We start from the raw sequence: 16,221 nt of genomic DNA, 5'->3' as shown, positions 1-16,221 counted from the left end.
TCACTGCTGCCCCATCCATGGACATCCCTGCATCAAACCCGGCCGCCTCGGCGGGTTTCCTTTTGCGAGCCACATCCCCCGGCCTTTCGCCCCCTCAGTCAGCCCACGAAAAAGAGCACCTCTATGCGCTCGGCCTGTGGTCTACTCTATGTACGCGTGCGCCTGAAACGCAACGTGAATGGACCGCCCCCGAACTGGCCGGCCAAGCCTGTTCCCAATGCCCCACGGAGATCACGACATGTTTGGCTTGAGCGCGCTCGACCTGGCACGGATCCAGTTCGGCTTCACGATTTCCTTCCATATCATCTTCCCAGCCATCACCATCGGCATGGCGAGCTACCTCGCCGTGCTGGAAGGCTGCTGGCTGCGCACGCAAAACACGGTCTACCGCGATCTCTATCACTTCTGGTCCAAGATCTTTGCCGTCAACTTCGGCATGGGCGTGGTCTCGGGGCTGGTGATGGCGTACCAGTTCGGCACCAACTGGAGTTTCTTCTCGGACTTCGCCGGCAGCGTGACCGGCCCCTTGCTGGCCTACGAGGTGCTGACCGCGTTCTTCCTGGAGGCCGGCTTCCTGGGCGTGATGCTGTTCGGCTGGAGCCGGGTCGGCCCCGGCCTGCATTTCTTCGCCACGCTGATGGTGGCGCTCGGCACCCTGATCTCGGCCACGTGGATCCTGGCCTCCAATAGCTGGATGCAAACCCCGCAGGGCTACGAGATCGTCGATGGCCGCGTGGTGCCGGTGGACTGGCTGGCGGTGATCTTCAACCCGTCGTTCCCCTACCGCCTCTTGCATATGAGCGTGGCGGCCTTTCTCGCCACGGCGCTGTTCGTGGGCGCCTCCGCCGCCTGGCACCTGCTGCGCCGGCGCGATAACCCGGCCATCCGCAAGATGCTGTCGATGGCCATGTGGATGCTGCTGATCGTGGCCCCGATCCAGGCCGTCATTGGCGACATGCACGGCATCAACACGCTCAAGCACCAGCCGGCCAAGATCGCCGCGCTCGAAGGCCACTGGGAAAACCGCGGCGACGAACCGCTGCCGCTGATCGTGTTCGGCTGGCCCGACATGGCGCGCGAGGAAACCCGCTTCGCGGTGGAAATCCCGCGCCTGGGCAGCCTTATCCTCACCCATAGCCTGGATGGCCAGATCCAGGGCCTGAAAGAGTTCGCGCCGCAGGACCGCCCCAACTCCACCATCATCTTCTGGAGCTTCCGCGTGATGGTGGGCCTGGGCATGCTGATGATCCTGCTCGGCCTCTGGAGCCTGCTGCTGCGCCGGGGCGGCAAGCTGTTCCACGCGCGCGCGTTCCTGCGCATGGCGCTATGGATGGGCCCGACCGGGTTGATCGCGATCCTGGCCGGCTGGTTCACCACCGAGATCGGGCGCCAGCCGTGGGTCGTCTACGGCGTGATGCGCACCGCCGACGCGGTCTCGCCGCACGGCGTGCCGGAACTGGCGTTCTCGCTCGCGCTGTTCGTGGTGGCTTATTTCTTCGTCTTCGGCGTGGGCATCGCCTACATGATGCGGCTGGTACGCAAGGGCCCGGTCGAGCATGAGGGCGATCCGGAACCCGACGGCGGACACGCTGTGGAAGGCACGCCGGCGCGACCGCTCTCCGCGGTGGACGATCCAGGCGATGTGCCTGGCGCGGTCCCTTCCACCAACCGCCTGGCCGATAGCAGGAGCTGATCATCATGGGCATCGACCTCTCTCTGATCTGGGCCGTCATCATCTTCTTTGGCGTGATGATGTATGTGGTGATGGACGGTTTCGACCTGGGCATCGGCATGCTGTATCCCTTCGTGCCGGACCGCCATGACCGCGACGTCATGATGAACACGGTGGCACCCGTGTGGGACGGCAACGAGACCTGGCTGGTGCTGGGCGGCGCGGGCCTGCTGGCCGCGTTTCCGCTGGCCTACTCGCTGGTGCTCAGCGCGCTCTACCTGCCGCTGATCTTCATGCTGCTGGGGCTGATCTTTCGCGGCGTGGCGTTCGAGTTCCGCTTCAAGGCCAATGACCGCGAGCGCCACGTCTGGGACAAGGCGTTTATCTGCGGCTCGCTGGTGGCGGCGTTCTTCCAGGGCGTTTCGCTGGGTGCGTATATCGACGGCATCAAGGTGACCGGGCGCACCTTCTCGGGCGGCCCGCTAGACTGGCTGCAGCCCTTCCCGCTGTTCTGCGGCATTGGCGTGGTGGTGGCGTACACCGTGCTGGGCAGCACCTGGCTGATCATGAAAACCGAAGGCAAGCTGCATGAGCGCATGCTGGAGCTCACCGGCAAGCTGGCCTGGGTGTTGCTGGCTGTCATCGCGGTCATCAGCATCTGGACGCCGCTGTCGCAGCCGCGCATTGCCGAGCGCTGGTTCAGCCTGCCCAACCTGTTCTGGTTCTCGCCGGTGCCGCTGCTGGTGGCGTTTGCCATGTACCGGCTGATCCGCTCGTTGCAGCAGCATGCGCACCTGGCGCCGTTCATGTACACGCTGGCGCTGGTCTTCCTGGGCTATAGCGGGCTGGCGATCAGCGTATGGCCGAATATCGTGCCGCCGGATATCTCGATCTGGGACGCCTCCTCGCCAGCGCAAAGCCAGGGCTTTGCGCTGGTGGGCGCGCTGTTCATCATTCCCTTCATCCTGATGTACACGGTGTGGGCCTATTACGTGTTCCGAGGCAAGGTGAAACACGGCGAGGGCTATCACTGATGCCAGCGACGCAGCACCGCCGGCGACCGCCGGATGATGCGCCCAGGCCGTGGCTCAAGCGGGTCGGCTGGATGGTGCTGATCTGGGTGGCCAGCGTGGCCGCGCTGGGCGTGGCGGCTTTACTGCTGCGCCTGCTGATGCGGCTGGCAGGTATGCATAGCTGAGGGGCGTTTGCGGCCCGGCGCCCCGGCATCTGCGGGGCGCGATCCTTTGACCGTTGACCGTTGACCTTTGATCCTTGACCCTCAGCGGCTCACGCCGAAAGTCCACCATCCACGCCAATGCTCTGGCCGTGGATAAAGCGCCCGGCTGGCGATGCCAGCAACACCGCCAGCCCCGCTACATCCTTCGCCTCACCGATCCGCCGCATGGGAATTGCGGCGGCCAGGCGTGCCTCCTGTTCGGGGTTACCCCATAGCGCCTCGCGCGAGAACTCCGTGCGCACCGGCCCGGGGTTGATCGCATTCACGTTGATCCCCTTCGGCCCGAGCTCCAGCGCCAGGCTGCGCACCGCTCCGTCCGTTGCGGCCTTGGTGATGCTGTACATGCCGAGCATGGCCGAGCCGCGCTTGGCGGCGATGCTCGACATGAAGATGACGGCACCGTCACCACGCTCGATCATCTGCGGCGCCAACGCATTGACCAGCACCAGGTTGCCTCGCACATTGCCCGCCATGGCCTGCTCGAACACTTCCGGGCCCTGGCTCAGCAGCGCGCCCGCCGTGCCGCTGCCCGCGGCGTTCAGCACCAGCGCATCCACGCGGCCGTAGGCGTCCAGCGCTTGCCTGGCAAACGCCTGGACGCTCTCCACGTTGCCGATATCGCAAGCGATGCCCTTGGCCTTGAAGCCCTCGCCCTCCAGTGCGGCCGCTACCGCCTGGGAAGCGGCCTGGTCACGGCCGGATACCACGAGCGCGGCGCCGGAGGCGCCCAGCGCGCGGGCCATTTCCAGGCCCATGCCCTTGGTGGAGCCGGTGATGACGGCAACGCGGCCGGTGAGATCGAACAGGTTCTGCATGACGGATTCTCCTGATACAGAGGAAAAGAAAAGCGACGCTGCCCGCATCTGCGATGCCGCGCGGCGACGCCGGTTTAAATGATGACCAACATCTATTGAATAAATTATGGTCGTCATATAAAATCCGGTCAAGCAAAGTTTCAGCAGGAGAGATCAATATGGCGCGCGCATCACGAGAGCAGGCCGACAAGCATAGGGAAGCCATCGAGCAGGCCTCCTCCAAGCTATTCCGCGAGCGCGGCCTGAACGGCGTGAGCGTGGCCGAACTGATGGCCGGCGCCGGCCTCACGCACGGTGGCTTCTATGGGCACTTCTCGTCCAAGGACGCGCTAGCCGCGCTGGCGAGCAAGCGCGCCTTCGAGGAATCCGCGCAGCGCTGGTCGCGCCGCATCGAACGCGCCAAAGGCGACAAGCAAGCGATGCGCGCCAACCTGGTGGAGGCCTACCTCACCACGGCGCATTGCGCCAACCGCGGCGAAGGCTGCGCGGCGGTGGCACTCGCTGGAGACATTGCCCGCGAGCCGGCGGACAAGCCGGTGCGCCAGGTCTATATCGACGGCTTCAAGGTCATGGTCGATGACTGGATGAAGACGGTCGAGCACGCCGACCCGGCCGAGCGCCGCAAGCTGGCGCTGGGACAACTGGCCATGCTGGTGGGTGCCATGACGCTGGCACGTGCCACCGAGCGCGATGCCATCTCCGAAGACATCCTGGCCGCGGCGCGCGACATGCTCCTGGGCCCGAATCCGCAGTAACAGCAAGGGCCAGCGCCCCAAGACAAACCAAACGCCCCCCCCGGAACCCGACCCATGTTCGCTCAAGCACTTTCCAGCCGGCTCGACCGGCGCGGCATCCACTACGCGTGGCTGATCGCCGCCATCACCTTCTGCGTGATGCTCACCACCTCGGCCGCACTCGGTCTGCCCGGCGCCTTCCTCAAGCCGCTGACGCGCGAGATGGGTTGGGACACGGATCAGATCTCATCCATCCTCGCGTTTCGCTTTGCGCTGTTCGGCCTGATGGCCCCGTTCTCGGCGATCCTGATGGAGCGTTTCGGCGTGCGCAACGTGGTGTGGGCGGCGCTGGCGCTGATTGCCGGCGGCATGGCGCTGGCCACTGTGGCCACCGAACTGTGGCAATTGTTCATTGCCTGGGGCCTGATGCTCGGCATTGGCTCTGGCCTGACCGCGCTGGTGCTCGCGGCCGTGGTCGCCAGCCGCTGGTTCAGCGCGCGCCGCGGGCTGGTGATTGGCATCCTGACCGCCAGTTCGGCCACCGGCCAGTTGGCGTTCCTGCCCGTGGCCGCCTGGCTGATCGAACATATGGGCTGGCGCATCGCGGTGCTGCCGGTGCTGGGCGCCTGCGCGGTGCTGGCCGTGCTGGTGTTCTGCTTCATGCGCAACCGTCCCGCCGATGTGGGCCTGGCTGCGTTCGGTGAAGTGCCAGTGCACGTGCAAGCCGCGCCGGCACCGACCAGCGCGCCCGCGCCGCTGACCTTGCGCGGGCCCTTCGTGGTGCTGCGCGATGCCGCCCGCAACCAGACCTTCTGGATCCTGGCCGGCACCTTCTTCATCTGCGGGCTGAGCACCAACGGCCTGATCCAGACGCACTTCATCTCGCTGTGCGCGGACTTCGGCATGGCCGCCGTGCCCGCAGCCGGCGCGCTGGCGATGATGGGCGCGTTCGACTTTGTCGGCACCATTCTCTCGGGCTGGCTGTCGGACCGCTATGACTGCCGCAAACTGCTGTTCTGGTACTACGGCCTGCGCGGCCTGTCGCTGTTCTGGCTGCCTCACTCCACGTTCACGCTGTACGGCTTGTCCATCTTTGCCATGTTCTATGGCCTGGACTGGATCGCCACGGTGCCACCCACGGTCAGGCTGGCAGGCTCGGTATTCGGCAAGGAGCGCGCGCCGATGGTGTTCGGCTGGATCTTTGCCGCCCACCAGGTCGGCGCCGCCACGGCTGCGTTTGGCGCGGGTCTTACCCGTACCTTGCTGCTGACCTATACACCGGCGCTGTACGCCGCAGGCGCGGCGTGCGTGGTGGCCGCGCTGCTGGCGTTGATGGTCCGCCGCCCTAGCACGCAGCCTAGCGGTGCGGCCCCGCAGGCAGCCAAGGCCTGACATTCGCGGCGCTCGCCGCCGCTGCGTTGCCCACGTCGCCATGACAAGGGCAACGCAGCACGCTTGATCCCCGCACTACATCCCGCCTTACGCCTCGCTTCCTCTCCCTTCGTCGTCCTCCGCGGTCATTCCTGACGCCGCGCTTTCCTCGTTTTTTCGTCCCCCAACCCGCCATCCAGGCAGGGCCTGTGCCTCTGCGTGCCTGTCCCATCAAGAATACAAATGGGCGCATCAGCATTCTTTGCCTCCCTGTCACCCGCATGACAACCCCTTTTCTTACTCTGCCAACGCGTCACGGGGAGCGTGATCGGACGCGCCGCCGGAGCGGCGCGCCGCGTTGGACAACAGAAAAGAGGAACCGGATATGGCATGGAAACAGCAGGCACGCATGGCATGTGGCCTGGCCCTGGCGGGCACGGTAGCGGCATGCGGCGGCGGCAGCGACTCGCCGGCAGTGGTGGCACCCGATCAGAACAACTTGAGCGGCGCAAGTGTCGGCAGCAAGAAGAAGGTGCTGCTGGTCGGCGTGGACGGCGCCACCTATAGCCAGCTGCAGAGCGGCATCGGCCAGCGCACTTTGCCTAACCTCGCCACGCTGTCGATCACGCCAGCATCGACCGGCGGCCGGCTCGGCACCACCACCGAGCAGGCTCCGCTTGCCGGCCCGAGCTGGGCCACGGTCCTCGCCGGCAACTGGGCCAACCGCCACGGCGTCAGCGACGACGTTGCCGTGGCCAGCGGCATGCGCACGCCGAGCCTGTTCCAGTACTTGCGTGCCAACGCCAGCTCGAGCCGGCTGCGCCGCGGCGTCGCTTCCAGCGCGCCCGTGCTGCCGGCACTGCTCAAGGCCGACGTGACCGCGGGCAATCTCGATTCGATGCGCGACTGCACCGCCGACGACAACTGCGTGGCACAAGAGGGCGTGAAGCTGGTGCAGTCCGGCTACGACGTGGTCTTCACCCAGTTCAGCGCGCCCGGCCTGGCCGCTGCCGCCCAAGGCTTCCAGGGCGGCAGCTACGCCACCGCGCTGTCCGCCTTCGACCAGGCACTCGGCAAGCTGCTGGCCGCCGTGCAGGCAAGCCGCCAGGCCAACGCCGATGAGGACTGGCTGGTAGCCGTGACCACCAGTCACGGCCTGGACGCGACGGGTTCCACCACCACGCTGCCGACGGTGCAAAACCGCACCACCTTCATCGCGCTCAACAAGCCCTTCAACACCGCGGTGGCCAGCAACTTGCCGGCCGCGCCCGCCAACGCGGACGCGCTGGCGGCACTGCCGACCGAGGCCGACCTGCTGCCCACCATGCTCGCGCACGTCGGCGTGGCCCTGCCCGCCGCCTCGTACCAGATCGACGGCTCGGCCTTGGCCGGCACTGCGGGCGTGCGGGCCTTGCAGTCCGTGGTGGGCAGCACCAACACCTCGGTCGTGCTGTCATGGCAAAACCCCACCACCGCCACCGGCGACATGACGCTGCTGCGCGACGGCGTGCAGATCGCCACGCTGCCCGCCGGCACGTCCACCTATGAGGACAAGACCATCACCGCGCCGGCCAGCGGCGTGTACCGATTCAACTACACGTTGGTGCGCAACGGGGTGCCCACCGCGTTGCTGGCGCAGATCAACTACGTCAAGCCGATCGTGCTGGCCGACACGCTGCGCAACAACCTGGCTGCTTACTACAGCTTCGAGACGCTGCCGGCAACCGACAGCAAGGGCACTACCACCATCGGCCCCTGGGTCCCCGGCACCGATGGCGGCTCGCTGAGCAGTGACAATTTCGGCGGCAAGGCGCTGAAGGTCGATTCGAGAATCGATGCCTATCGGCTCACGCAGAGCGGCGCCGATATCGCACTCGCCCCGCAATTCACCATCGGCTTCTGGTTCAGGTCCGACTGCACCCAGGGCAACGGCACCGGCGAGCCGATCCTGGCCAACAAGGACTGGACCTCCGGCAGCAACCCGGGCATCGCGATCGGCCTGTGGGGCAGCTGCTCGGTGAGCTTCAACATCGGCAGCGGCGGCAAGCGCGACGACATTAAGGGCATGACGTTCAGCGCCAACCAGTGGACCTATCTGGCCTTGTCGATCAACGCCACGGCCAAGACATTCAGCGCCTACGTCATGGATCCGGTCCTCGGGTTGCAGAAGAGCGAGAACATGGCCATCGCCAACACCGACGTGACCAAGCTCAACGGCCTCGCCACCAAGGTCTGGGGCATCAACGACGATGCCACGCACGCCTATGTGCCGAACAACAGCGGCGCGCTCAAGGGCGTGATGGAGTTCAACGACCTGGCCATGTGGACACGCCAGCTCAGCCTGGCCGAGCTGCAGACCATTGCCGGCTCGCGCCAGCCGCTGTCCACGCTCAACCCTTGATACCCATTCACCCCGAGAGCAAACATCATCATGAAGCCTTCGATCTCCTTCTTTGCCCGGCCAGGCTGGCTGGCGGCACTGGCGCTGTGCGCCGCGCTGGCCGCCTGCGGCGGTGACTCCACCGACAGCAAGCCCGCCGATCCTGCGCAGCCCGGGCAGCCGCCCGCAGCCACGCCGCAGCTGCGCTGCGCGCCTTAACGAGCAGCCGCCAACAGCGGTGACCCGTCCCTAACAGCAGCGCACCGCAGGGCACCGGCCCTGCCCACCGCACGAACCAAACAGTCCAGCTAAACACCAAGATGAGCCTTCACAGCAGACGCAAATTCCTCAAGATGGCCGGCGGCAGCGCCGCCGCCACCGCGGCGCTGGCCGCCTTCCCGCCGTCGATCCGGCGCGCGCTGGCGATTCCCGCCAACAACGCCACCGGCACCATCCGCGACGTGGAGCACGTGGTGATCCTGATGCAGGAAAACCGCTCCTTCGACAATTACTTCGGCACGCTGCAGGGCGTGCGCGGTTTTGGCGATCGTTTCCCGATCCCGCTGGCTGGCGGCCTCAATGTCTGGCAGCAGGCCTACACCAACCGCATCGTGCAGCCGTACCACCTCGACAGCACGGCCGGCAATGCGCAACGCGTCAGCGGCACGCCGCACAGCTACCCCGACGCCCAGAACGCCTGGGACCTGGGCCGCATGAACAAGTGGCCCACCTACAAGAACACCCAGTCGATGGGCTACTACACCCAGACCGAGCTGGACTTCCAGTTCGCACTCGCCAACGCCTTCACGCTGTGCGACGCCTACCACTGCGGCTTCCATGGCGGCACCAACACCAACCGCCTGTTCCACTGGACCGGCACCAACGACCCCACCGGCGCCAATGGCGGCCCGGTGATCGACAACAGCGGCGACTCCATGGGCGCTTCCACCGGCGGCTACCGCTGGACCACGTATCCGGAACGCCTGCAGGCGGCGGGCGTGAGCTGGAAGCTGTACCAGAACATGCCGGACAACTTCACCGACAACCCGCTGGCTGGCTTCGTGCAGTACCGCAAGGCCAATGAGGCGCGGGGCAATACGTCCAATGGCAGCCCCTACCCGGCCTATACCATCGCCGACGACGTCATCAACCCGCTCATCAAGGGCATCGGCAACACCATGCCGGACGGCGGCTTCCTGCAAGCGCTGAAGGACGACATCGCCGCGGGCAGCCTGCCGCAGGTGTCGTGGATCGTGGCGCCGGCGACCTACTCCGAGCACCCGGGGCCTTCCAGCCCGGTGCAAGGCGCCTGGTACACGCAGGAAGTGCTCAATGCGCTGACGGCCAACCCGGCCGTCTGGAGCAAGACCGTGCTCCTGATCAACTTCGACGAGAACGACGGCTTCTTTGACCATGTGCCGCCGCCCTGCGCGCCTGCCTACGACGCCAACGGCGTGCTCGCCGGCAAGTCCACCGTCGCCACCGACGGCGAGTACCACACCGACATGCATCCTTACGGCCCTGGCCCCCGCGTGCCGATGTACGTGGTCTCGCCGTGGAGCCGCGGTGGCTGGGTCAACTCGCAGGTGTTCGACCACACCTCGGTGCTGCGTTTCCTGGAGGCGCGCTTCGGCGTCGCCGAGACCAACATCAGCCCGTACCGCCGTGCCATCTGCGGCGACATGCTGTCGGCGTTCAACTTCGTCAGCCCGAACAGCGCGGCGCTGCCTGTGATCCCGAACCGCACCAAGACCGTTGCCGACAAGGTGCGCACGGATCAGGAAGGCATGGCACCGGTTGCGCTGCCGACCGTAGCCTTCCAGACCGCCAACCCGGCCACCCAGCCGGTGGGCACGCGGCCCTCGCGCGCGCTGCCTTACGAGCTGCATGTGAGCGGCCGTGAGGATCCGGGCCGCCAGGATCCCAACAGCAGGGGCATGTGGCTGCTGTTCAGCAACACGGGCACCGCCACCGCGGTCTTCCACGTATATGACCGTCTGCACCTGGACCGCGTGCCGCGCCGCTATGCGGTCGAACCAGGCAAGCAGCTTAACGGTCTTTGGGACGTCTTCTCCGCTGACAACGGCAAATACGACCTGTGGGTACTGGGCCCGAACGGCTTCCATCGCGCCTTCCAGGGCGACGTCAGCACCGTGACGGCAGCTGGCGGCACCGCGCCGGAGATCCGGGTGTGCTACGACATCGCCAATGCCGCGGTCTACCTGACCATGATCAATACCGGCGCCACGGCCTGCACCTTTACCGTCACGCCCGCCGCCTACCGCGACGACGGCCCCTGGACCTTCGACATCCCGGCAGGCAAGCAGCTCGACCAGCACTGGCCCGTCGGGCTGCAGGGCAACTGGTACGACTTCGTCGTGACAACCACCCAGGGCAGCTTCCGGCGCCGTTTTGCAGGCCGGCTGGAGACAGGCGCCGACGGCATCTCCGACCCCGCCCAGGGCAAGCCCGCACGGGCGGTGCCCTGAACGCAGCCCGGGCCGCACGCACCGGCCCGGGCTTGCCTGCCATCCCTGCTTCTTCGCCGCGCCGCCGCGCCCGTGGCCGCGCGGCGAAGAACTGTCATAAATCGCGGCTAGACTGGCGCGCTTGCATAATTCCCACGGAAATCCCCCATGCTCGGCGACCTGCTGACGACGTTCTATGAAGTGGCACGGCAGGGCAGCATCACCACTGCTGCCAAGCAGCTGCGCGTAAGCCAGCCCACGGTCACCGGCCGCATCCGCCAGCTGGAAGAGAACTACGGCGTGGAGCTGTTCTACCGGCGCGCTGGCCGGGTCGACCTGAGCGACGTCGGCGTGGCCCTGATGCCGGTGGTGGAGCAGTTGATGCAGCACGAAGGCAGCGCGGATTTCCTGCTGCGCAATGCCGGCAACCTGCATCTCGGCCATCTGCGTATCGGCGCTACCGGGCCCTACTACATCCTGAAGAGCGTGGCCGCGTTTCGCGAACGCTATCCCGCCATCGAGATCAGCATCGATATCGGCAACTCGCAGCAGATGCTGGATGCGCTGATCGAGTACCGCATCGACGTCGCCGTCTCCTCGCACGCCGTCGTCGACGATCGGCTGGCCCGCATCACGCTGGCCACCGACCCAATGGTGCTGGTGGTCAACCCAGCCCACCCGCTGGCGCGCGCGCCCAGGGTCAGCCTGGCGCAGCTGGCAACCTGCCACCTGCTGATCCGCGAGCACGGCTCGATGACGCGCAAGGCCACCGAGACCGCGCTGGACGACGCCGGCTTGCCGCTGCCGGCCAGCACCGTCATCGGCAGCCGCGAAGCCATCTACGAAGCCATTCGCCAGGGCCTTGGCGCAAGCGTGGTGCCGCTGGGGGAAGTGCCGCGCGACCCGGCGCTGTGCGTTGTGCCGTTTGCCAGCCAGCCGCCCGTGCTGCACGAATACCTCTATTGCCTGCAGGGCCGCACGCATACACGGCTGATCGGGGCCTTCCTGGAATGCCTTGCGCCGCGCAAGGCAGCGTAAGTGCCATCGGCAGCGTGAGCTAGCTGCGCAGCGCCGGCAAAAATCCCTGATATCCGTATTGGGATTCTTGCGCCGCACTTCATCCGTGGGTCATTGCCGGTAGGCATGCTTGCCGCTTTTCCGACCGGAGACGGCGCATGTCCTGCCTTGCCTTGTTTGACCTCGACCACACCTTGCTACCGCTGGATAGCGAATATGAATGGGCACGCTACCTGGTGGAGGCCGGCGCGGCGGATGCCGGCGAAGTCGAGGCCAACAACGCGCTGTGGCTGGCCGAGTACAGCGCCGGACGCCTGGACTTCCACCGCCACGCCGCCTTCGCCCTGGGCCTGCTGGCGCGTCATCCGCACGCACAGCTGGAGAGCCTGCGCAGCGGCTTCATGCGCGACGTGATCGCGCCGGCCATCCGCCCCGAGGCGCGCGCGCTGCTGGCCACGCACCAGGACGCCGGCGATCTTTGCTGCATCGTCACCGCCACCTGCCGCTTCGTCACCGAGCCGATCGCCGAGGCGCTGGGCGTGGCGCACCTGCTGGCGGTAGAGGCCGGGCGCGACGCGTCGGGCAATTTCACGGGTGCGGTAGATGGCGTGCCAAGCTTCGGGGTGGGCAAGATCACGCGTGTGGCGCAGTGGCTGGAATCGCTCGGCATGGCGTGGGCGCAGTTCGAGCGCAGCGTGTTCTACAGCGACTCGCGCAACGACATTCCGCTGCTCGAAGCCGTGAGCCACCCGGTGGCCACCAACCCGGACGCCGCGCTGCGCGCGCTGGCCAACACGCGCGGCTGGCCCCTGCTGATGCTGTTTGCTTCGGCCGAGCCGGCGCTGGCCACGGCCTGACACCCGTGACACCCGTGACACCCGGCGCCAGTCACGGGGCTTTCACAAAACCGGGGGATGATGGCGGGCACGCTTTTGTTACCTGACCGGCCGCCAGCGCCTATATTGACGTTGACGCCCTGACAATCGACCATCGCATCGCCCCCCCAAGGAGCCGCCCTCGCCCATGGCGCAGCCACCCAACGCAGGCAGTTTTGCTGAAATGCAGCAACTGGAGAGCATCCTGGAAGCCGGCGCCAGCCGCCTGGATGCCCGCCGCGTTGGCGAGGTGCAGGCAGGCGGCCAGTGCTTTCCCTTGTACACCGCCAGCATCGGGTCGAACGATCCGCACGCGCCCGCCATCGGCTTTTTTGCCGGCATCCATGGCCTGGAGCGCATCGGCACGCATCTGCTGCTCGACTACATGCGCATGCTGCTGTGGCGCCTGGAGTGGGACGAACTGCTGGAGCGCCAGCTGCAATCCGTGCGGCTGCTGTTCATGCCGATCGTCAACCCGGGCGGCATGTGGGCGGGCGCGCGCGCCAACCCCAATGGCGTGGACCTGATGCGCAACGCGCCACAAGACGCGGTTGGCCGGGTGCCGCTGCTGGCCGGCGGCCAGCGCGTGGGGGCGTGGCTGCCGTGGTACCGCGGCAAGCTCGGCGCGCCCATGGAGGTGGAAAGCGCAGCCATGCTGCAAGTGGTGGAGCAACAGTTGCAGGGCCGGCCCTTGAGCTTCGCGCTGGATTGCCACTCGGGCTACGGCTGGGGCGACAGCATCTGGTTTCCCTACGCGCGCACCGCCGCGCCAATGCCGCACCTGCCCGAGATGTTTGCCCTCAAGACCATGTTCGAGCAGGCACATCCTCACCATGGCTATGCCTTCGAGCCGCAGAGCCGCCAATACCTGCTGCACGGCGACCTGTGGGACTGGGCCTACGACCACACGCCGCCCGGCAATATCTTCCTGCCGATGACGCTGGAGCTGGGCTCGTGGCTGTGGATCAAGAAGAATCCCCGCCAGTTGTTCTCGCGCCAGGGCTTCTTCAACCCGGTCAAGGCGCACCGCACCGCGCGCGTGCTGCGCCGGCATGCCAACCTGCTGGATTTCCTGGCCCGCGTGGCCTATGCGCCCGAGCGCTGGCTGCCACGCGGGCAACACCGCCAGGAATTGCTCGACCGCGCCAACGCGCAGTGGCCCTGGGGGCCGCCCGGATGAGCGACTGGATATTGCTGCGCGGCCTGACACGCGAGACACGCCACTGGGGCGTCTTGCCGGGCGTGCTGCAAACCCACGCCGGCATCGGGCCAGTCACCATGCTGGACCTGCCTGGCAATGGCGTTGAGGCGACCGGGCGCGCGCCGGCCAACGTAGCTGCCATGGTGGCGTTCCTGCGCGATCGTGCCGCCAGGCAGGGGCTGGCGCGGCCGTACCGGCTGCTGGCGATGTCGCTGGGCGCCATGGTGGCGGCGCAGTGGGCGCAGCAGCACCCGGAGGAGATCGGCACGCTGGTGCTGGTCAACACCAGCATGCGGCCCTTTTGCAGCGTGGCCGAGCGGCTGCCGACGCGCAACTGGCCCGCACTGCTGGGCATGGCGCTGCGCTGGCACAACGCACCTTACTGCGAGCGCATCATCTACCGGCTGACCTGCAACGCCAGCGCGGCCTTCGCGACGGATGTGGCGCACTGGTGCGCGATTCGCACCAGTGCGCCGGTAAGCCGGGCCAATGCCCTGCGCCAGCTATGGGCCGCGGCACGCTATCACGCGCCGGGTGCGCCGCCGGCCTGCCCGACGCTGGTACTGTCGTCGGCGGCGGATCATCTGGTCGACCCGGTGTGCTCTGCGCGCCTGGCCGAAGCATGGGGCGCGCAGCACCGCCGCCATCCCTGGGCGGGGCACGATTTGCCGCACGACGATCCGGCCTGGCTGGCTGCCACGGTGGCGCGGTGGCTGGGCGCAACCGGCGCCAGCCACCGCTGAAGCCACGCCTTCATGCCTCACGCCTTCACGGACTTCACACCCGCGCGGCAGCGGCACGCCACATGCGTAGGGTGCTCCTGCAGCAGCCTGCGCACCACACCGTTGGTCCAGCCAAAGCCATCCTGCAGCGGATACTCGCCGCCCCCGCCGCCTACGGCGCCGTCCTCTGTGAGCTGCAGGGCGTACTTCTCCACCAGCTTGTACTCACGCTGGTAAAGGCTTGCCACGGTCAACAGCCAGCGATGGGCGATCTCGTGCGCAAGCGCCGCTTGCCCGGAACACGCAAACCCGCCGATCGCCAGCCATTGCAGCGGCGCCCAGCCGTTGGGCAGGTCCCACTGCTGGCCGCTGACGTGCTCCGTAGTGGCAATGCCGCCGGGCTGCAGCAGCCTCGCGGCCACGGTTTGCGCCACCCGCGCCGCCTGCGCGGGAGTGGCCGCGCCAACGTAGAGCGGCACCACGGTCGCCGCCGTCAGGTTGGCGCGGGCGTGGTGGCGTTGCCAGTCGAAATCGAAGTAGGCGCCCTCGGCCTCGCGCCACATGAGCCGGTCGATGGCCTCCCGGCGGGCCTGCGCGCGCTGGGCGAAGACCGGTGCGTCGGCATCGCCGGCGGCCCGGGCCAGTTCGGCGAGCTTGTGCTCCAGCTTGAACAACAGGCAATTGAGATCTACTGGCAGGATCGCCGTCGTGCGAACGCTCTCCAGCCCGCCGCCGGGTTCCTGCCAGCGCGAGCTGAAGTCCCAGCCCGATTCGGCCGCGGCGCGCAGGTCGCGGAATACCTCGGCGGCCGGCCGGGCGGCCAATGCTGCCGTGCCGATATCTTCGATATAGGCTTCCTCGCGCGGGGTGTCGCGCTCGTCCCAGTAGCGGTTCAGCAGGCTGCCGTCGGCCAGCCTGACCACCCGCCGGCACGCCTGCCCCGGCGCAAGGCAGTCGGCGCCCCGCATCCAGAAAGCGTACTCCTTGCGCAACTGTGGCAAGAAGCCCAGCTCGGCCTGCACACCGTGTTCCTCGAACAGCTCCACCATCAGCGCGAACACCGGCGGCTGCGAGCGGCTCAGGTAGTAGCTGCGGGTACCGTTGGGGATCACGCCATAGGTGTCGAGCAGGTAGGAGAAGTTGTCCGCCATGCCGCGCAGCAAGCCGGCCTGCCCGCTGGCGGCCAGGCCCAGCATGGTGAAGTACGAATCCCAGTAGTAGAGCTCGGAGAAACGCCCGCCCGGCACCACGTAGGCATGCGGCAGCGGCAATAGCGAGCATTGCGGCGGGTGCTGCGCGGGATGCCGGGTCAGCACCGCCCACAGCCCGTCGATATGGTCGGCCAGAGGCTGGTTGGGGTCGGACTCGTAGCAGCTGCGCGGCACCTCGGGCAGCACGAAATGCGCGTGCACAAAGGCGGCAAGGTCGAAGCCGGCTGCGCTGGCGCGAGCTCGGTAGGCGGCCAGGATGGTGGCCGGGTCCTGCCGGGGCATGGCGTCGGTGAAGGTCTTGCTGTCGGGAAAAATGCGCCCCATCTGCACCGCCACGAACAACTCCTGGTAGCGATCGGCGGGCGTGAGCGGATCGGCGTGCGCACAACCTGCCAAGCGGTGCGGGGCGAGTGTCTGGCCACCGGTGGGGTCGTCCACCTCGCGCACATGAGGCTGGCCTGCCGGCTGGCCGCCTTCGACGGTGATGCGTGGTGCCACGGCCCCTCCCGGTTTTTACC

The 16,221-nt window shown here is 67.2% G+C and carries 14 protein-coding genes; 12 read left to right on the top strand and 2 right to left on the bottom strand.

Annotated features, from left to right (window positions below; translation table 11 throughout):
• The first annotated feature begins 238 nt into the window (after positions 1 to 238).
• From AC1RQK_RS01140 to AC1RQK_RS01130, 3 genes are read left to right on the top strand one after another with little or no spacing between them, the layout of a single operon-like run.
• Entirely contained in the window at positions 239 to 1,693 is a 1,455-nt protein-coding gene (locus tag AC1RQK_RS01140; protein WP_492807226.1) for a cytochrome ubiquinol oxidase subunit I, read from the top strand.
• 5 nt (positions 1,694 to 1,698) lie between these two features.
• On the top strand, positions 1,699 to 2,706 hold the full coding sequence (gene cydB / locus AC1RQK_RS01135; protein WP_492807224.1) for a cytochrome d ubiquinol oxidase subunit II: 1,008 nt from the start codon (positions 1,699 to 1,701) through the stop codon (positions 2,704 to 2,706).
• On the top strand, positions 2,706 to 2,870 hold the full coding sequence (locus AC1RQK_RS01130; protein ID WP_492371990.1) for a DUF2474 domain-containing protein: 165 nt from the start codon (positions 2,706 to 2,708) through the stop codon (positions 2,868 to 2,870). Before cydB ends, AC1RQK_RS01130 begins: the two co-directional genes overlap by 1 nt.
• 89 nt (positions 2,871 to 2,959) lie before the next feature.
• On the opposite strand, the gene AC1RQK_RS01125 is transcribed toward AC1RQK_RS01130, so the two are convergent.
• Entirely contained in the window at positions 2,960 to 3,724 is a 765-nt protein-coding gene (locus AC1RQK_RS01125) for an SDR family NAD(P)-dependent oxidoreductase (RefSeq protein ID WP_174423665.1), read from the bottom strand.
• A 158-nt stretch (positions 3,725 to 3,882) separates the two neighbouring features.
• Between AC1RQK_RS01125 and AC1RQK_RS01120 the strand changes: the two genes are divergently transcribed.
• From AC1RQK_RS01120 to AC1RQK_RS01080, 9 genes are all read left to right on the top strand, one after another.
• Positions 3,883 to 4,479 carry a TetR/AcrR family transcriptional regulator gene (locus AC1RQK_RS01120; protein ID WP_492807222.1) on the top strand — a complete coding sequence of 199 codons (597 nt, stop codon included), beginning with the start codon at positions 3,883 to 3,885 and terminating at the stop codon, positions 4,477 to 4,479.
• A gap of 54 nt (positions 4,480 to 4,533) precedes the next feature.
• Positions 4,534 to 5,850: an MFS transporter gene (locus AC1RQK_RS01115; RefSeq protein WP_492807220.1), complete on the top strand. Its 1,317-nt coding sequence runs from the start codon at positions 4,534 to 4,536 to the stop codon at positions 5,848 to 5,850.
• Between the two features lie 364 nt (positions 5,851 to 6,214).
• Positions 6,215 to 8,230: a hypothetical protein gene (locus AC1RQK_RS01110; RefSeq protein ID WP_492807218.1), complete on the top strand. Its 2,016-nt coding sequence runs from the start codon at positions 6,215 to 6,217 to the stop codon at positions 8,228 to 8,230.
• 30 nt (positions 8,231 to 8,260) lie between these two features.
• Entirely contained in the window at positions 8,261 to 8,428 is a 168-nt protein-coding gene (locus AC1RQK_RS01105; protein WP_416052405.1) for a hypothetical protein, read from the top strand.
• Between the two features lie 101 nt (positions 8,429 to 8,529).
• Entirely contained in the window at positions 8,530 to 10,698 is a 2,169-nt protein-coding gene (locus AC1RQK_RS01100) for a phosphocholine-specific phospholipase C (protein WP_492371994.1), read from the top strand.
• A 147-nt stretch (positions 10,699 to 10,845) separates the two neighbouring features.
• The gene (locus tag AC1RQK_RS01095; protein WP_492807216.1) at positions 10,846 to 11,715 is read left to right on the top strand and encodes a LysR substrate-binding domain-containing protein; all 870 of its coding nucleotides are present in this window, start codon (positions 10,846 to 10,848) and stop codon (positions 11,713 to 11,715) included.
• 137 nt (positions 11,716 to 11,852) lie between these two features.
• Complete coding sequence (locus tag AC1RQK_RS01090; protein ID WP_492807214.1) at positions 11,853 to 12,551, top strand: HAD family hydrolase; 699 nt, start codon at positions 11,853 to 11,855, stop codon at positions 12,549 to 12,551.
• Positions 12,552 to 12,717: 166 nt separating this feature from the next.
• On the top strand, positions 12,718 to 13,749 hold the full coding sequence (locus AC1RQK_RS01085; RefSeq protein ID WP_492371997.1) for a M14 family zinc carboxypeptidase: 1,032 nt from the start codon (positions 12,718 to 12,720) through the stop codon (positions 13,747 to 13,749).
• Positions 13,746 to 14,513: an alpha/beta fold hydrolase gene (locus tag AC1RQK_RS01080; protein ID WP_492371998.1), complete on the top strand. Its 768-nt coding sequence runs from the start codon at positions 13,746 to 13,748 to the stop codon at positions 14,511 to 14,513. The genes AC1RQK_RS01085 and AC1RQK_RS01080 overlap by 4 nt, the downstream gene beginning before the upstream one ends.
• Positions 14,514 to 14,530: 17 nt before the next feature.
• Here AC1RQK_RS01080 and treF read toward each other — a convergent pair whose 3' ends face one another.
• Entirely contained in the window at positions 14,531 to 16,201 is a 1,671-nt protein-coding gene (gene treF / locus AC1RQK_RS01075) for an alpha,alpha-trehalase TreF (RefSeq protein ID WP_492807211.1), read from the bottom strand.
• Positions 16,202 to 16,221: the final 20 nt, after the last annotated feature.

It is taken from the genome of Cupriavidus sp. GW822-FHT02D05 (assembly GCF_058802485.1).
Note: the sequence above shows the minus strand (reverse complement) of the source record. Positions and strands in the feature narration are given on the sequence as shown.

What these genes read in the sequence shown, in the direction of transcription:
- AC1RQK_RS01140 (WP_492807226.1), top strand. Translation starts at nt 239, where the DNA reads ATGTTTGGCTTGAGCGCGCTCGACCTGGCACGGATCCAGTTCGGCTTC.
- cydB (WP_492807224.1), top strand. Translation starts at nt 1,699, where the DNA reads ATGGGCATCGACCTCTCTCTGATCTGGGCCGTCATCATCTTCTTTGGC.
- AC1RQK_RS01130 (WP_492371990.1), top strand. Translation starts at nt 2,706, where the DNA reads ATGCCAGCGACGCAGCACCGCCGGCGACCGCCGGATGATGCGCCCAGG.
- AC1RQK_RS01125 (WP_174423665.1), bottom strand. Translation starts at nt 3,724, where the DNA reads ATGCAGAACCTGTTCGATCTCACCGGCCGCGTTGCCGTCATCACCGGC.
- AC1RQK_RS01120 (WP_492807222.1), top strand. Translation starts at nt 3,883, where the DNA reads ATGGCGCGCGCATCACGAGAGCAGGCCGACAAGCATAGGGAAGCCATC.
- AC1RQK_RS01115 (WP_492807220.1), top strand. Translation starts at nt 4,534, where the DNA reads ATGTTCGCTCAAGCACTTTCCAGCCGGCTCGACCGGCGCGGCATCCAC.
- AC1RQK_RS01110 (WP_492807218.1), top strand. Translation starts at nt 6,215, where the DNA reads ATGGCATGGAAACAGCAGGCACGCATGGCATGTGGCCTGGCCCTGGCG.
- AC1RQK_RS01105 (WP_416052405.1), top strand. Translation starts at nt 8,261, where the DNA reads ATGAAGCCTTCGATCTCCTTCTTTGCCCGGCCAGGCTGGCTGGCGGCA.
- AC1RQK_RS01100 (WP_492371994.1), top strand. Translation starts at nt 8,530, where the DNA reads ATGAGCCTTCACAGCAGACGCAAATTCCTCAAGATGGCCGGCGGCAGC.
- AC1RQK_RS01095 (WP_492807216.1), top strand. Translation starts at nt 10,846, where the DNA reads ATGCTCGGCGACCTGCTGACGACGTTCTATGAAGTGGCACGGCAGGGC.
- AC1RQK_RS01090 (WP_492807214.1), top strand. Translation starts at nt 11,853, where the DNA reads ATGTCCTGCCTTGCCTTGTTTGACCTCGACCACACCTTGCTACCGCTG.
- AC1RQK_RS01085 (WP_492371997.1), top strand. Translation starts at nt 12,718, where the DNA reads ATGGCGCAGCCACCCAACGCAGGCAGTTTTGCTGAAATGCAGCAACTG.
- AC1RQK_RS01080 (WP_492371998.1), top strand. Translation starts at nt 13,746, where the DNA reads ATGAGCGACTGGATATTGCTGCGCGGCCTGACACGCGAGACACGCCAC.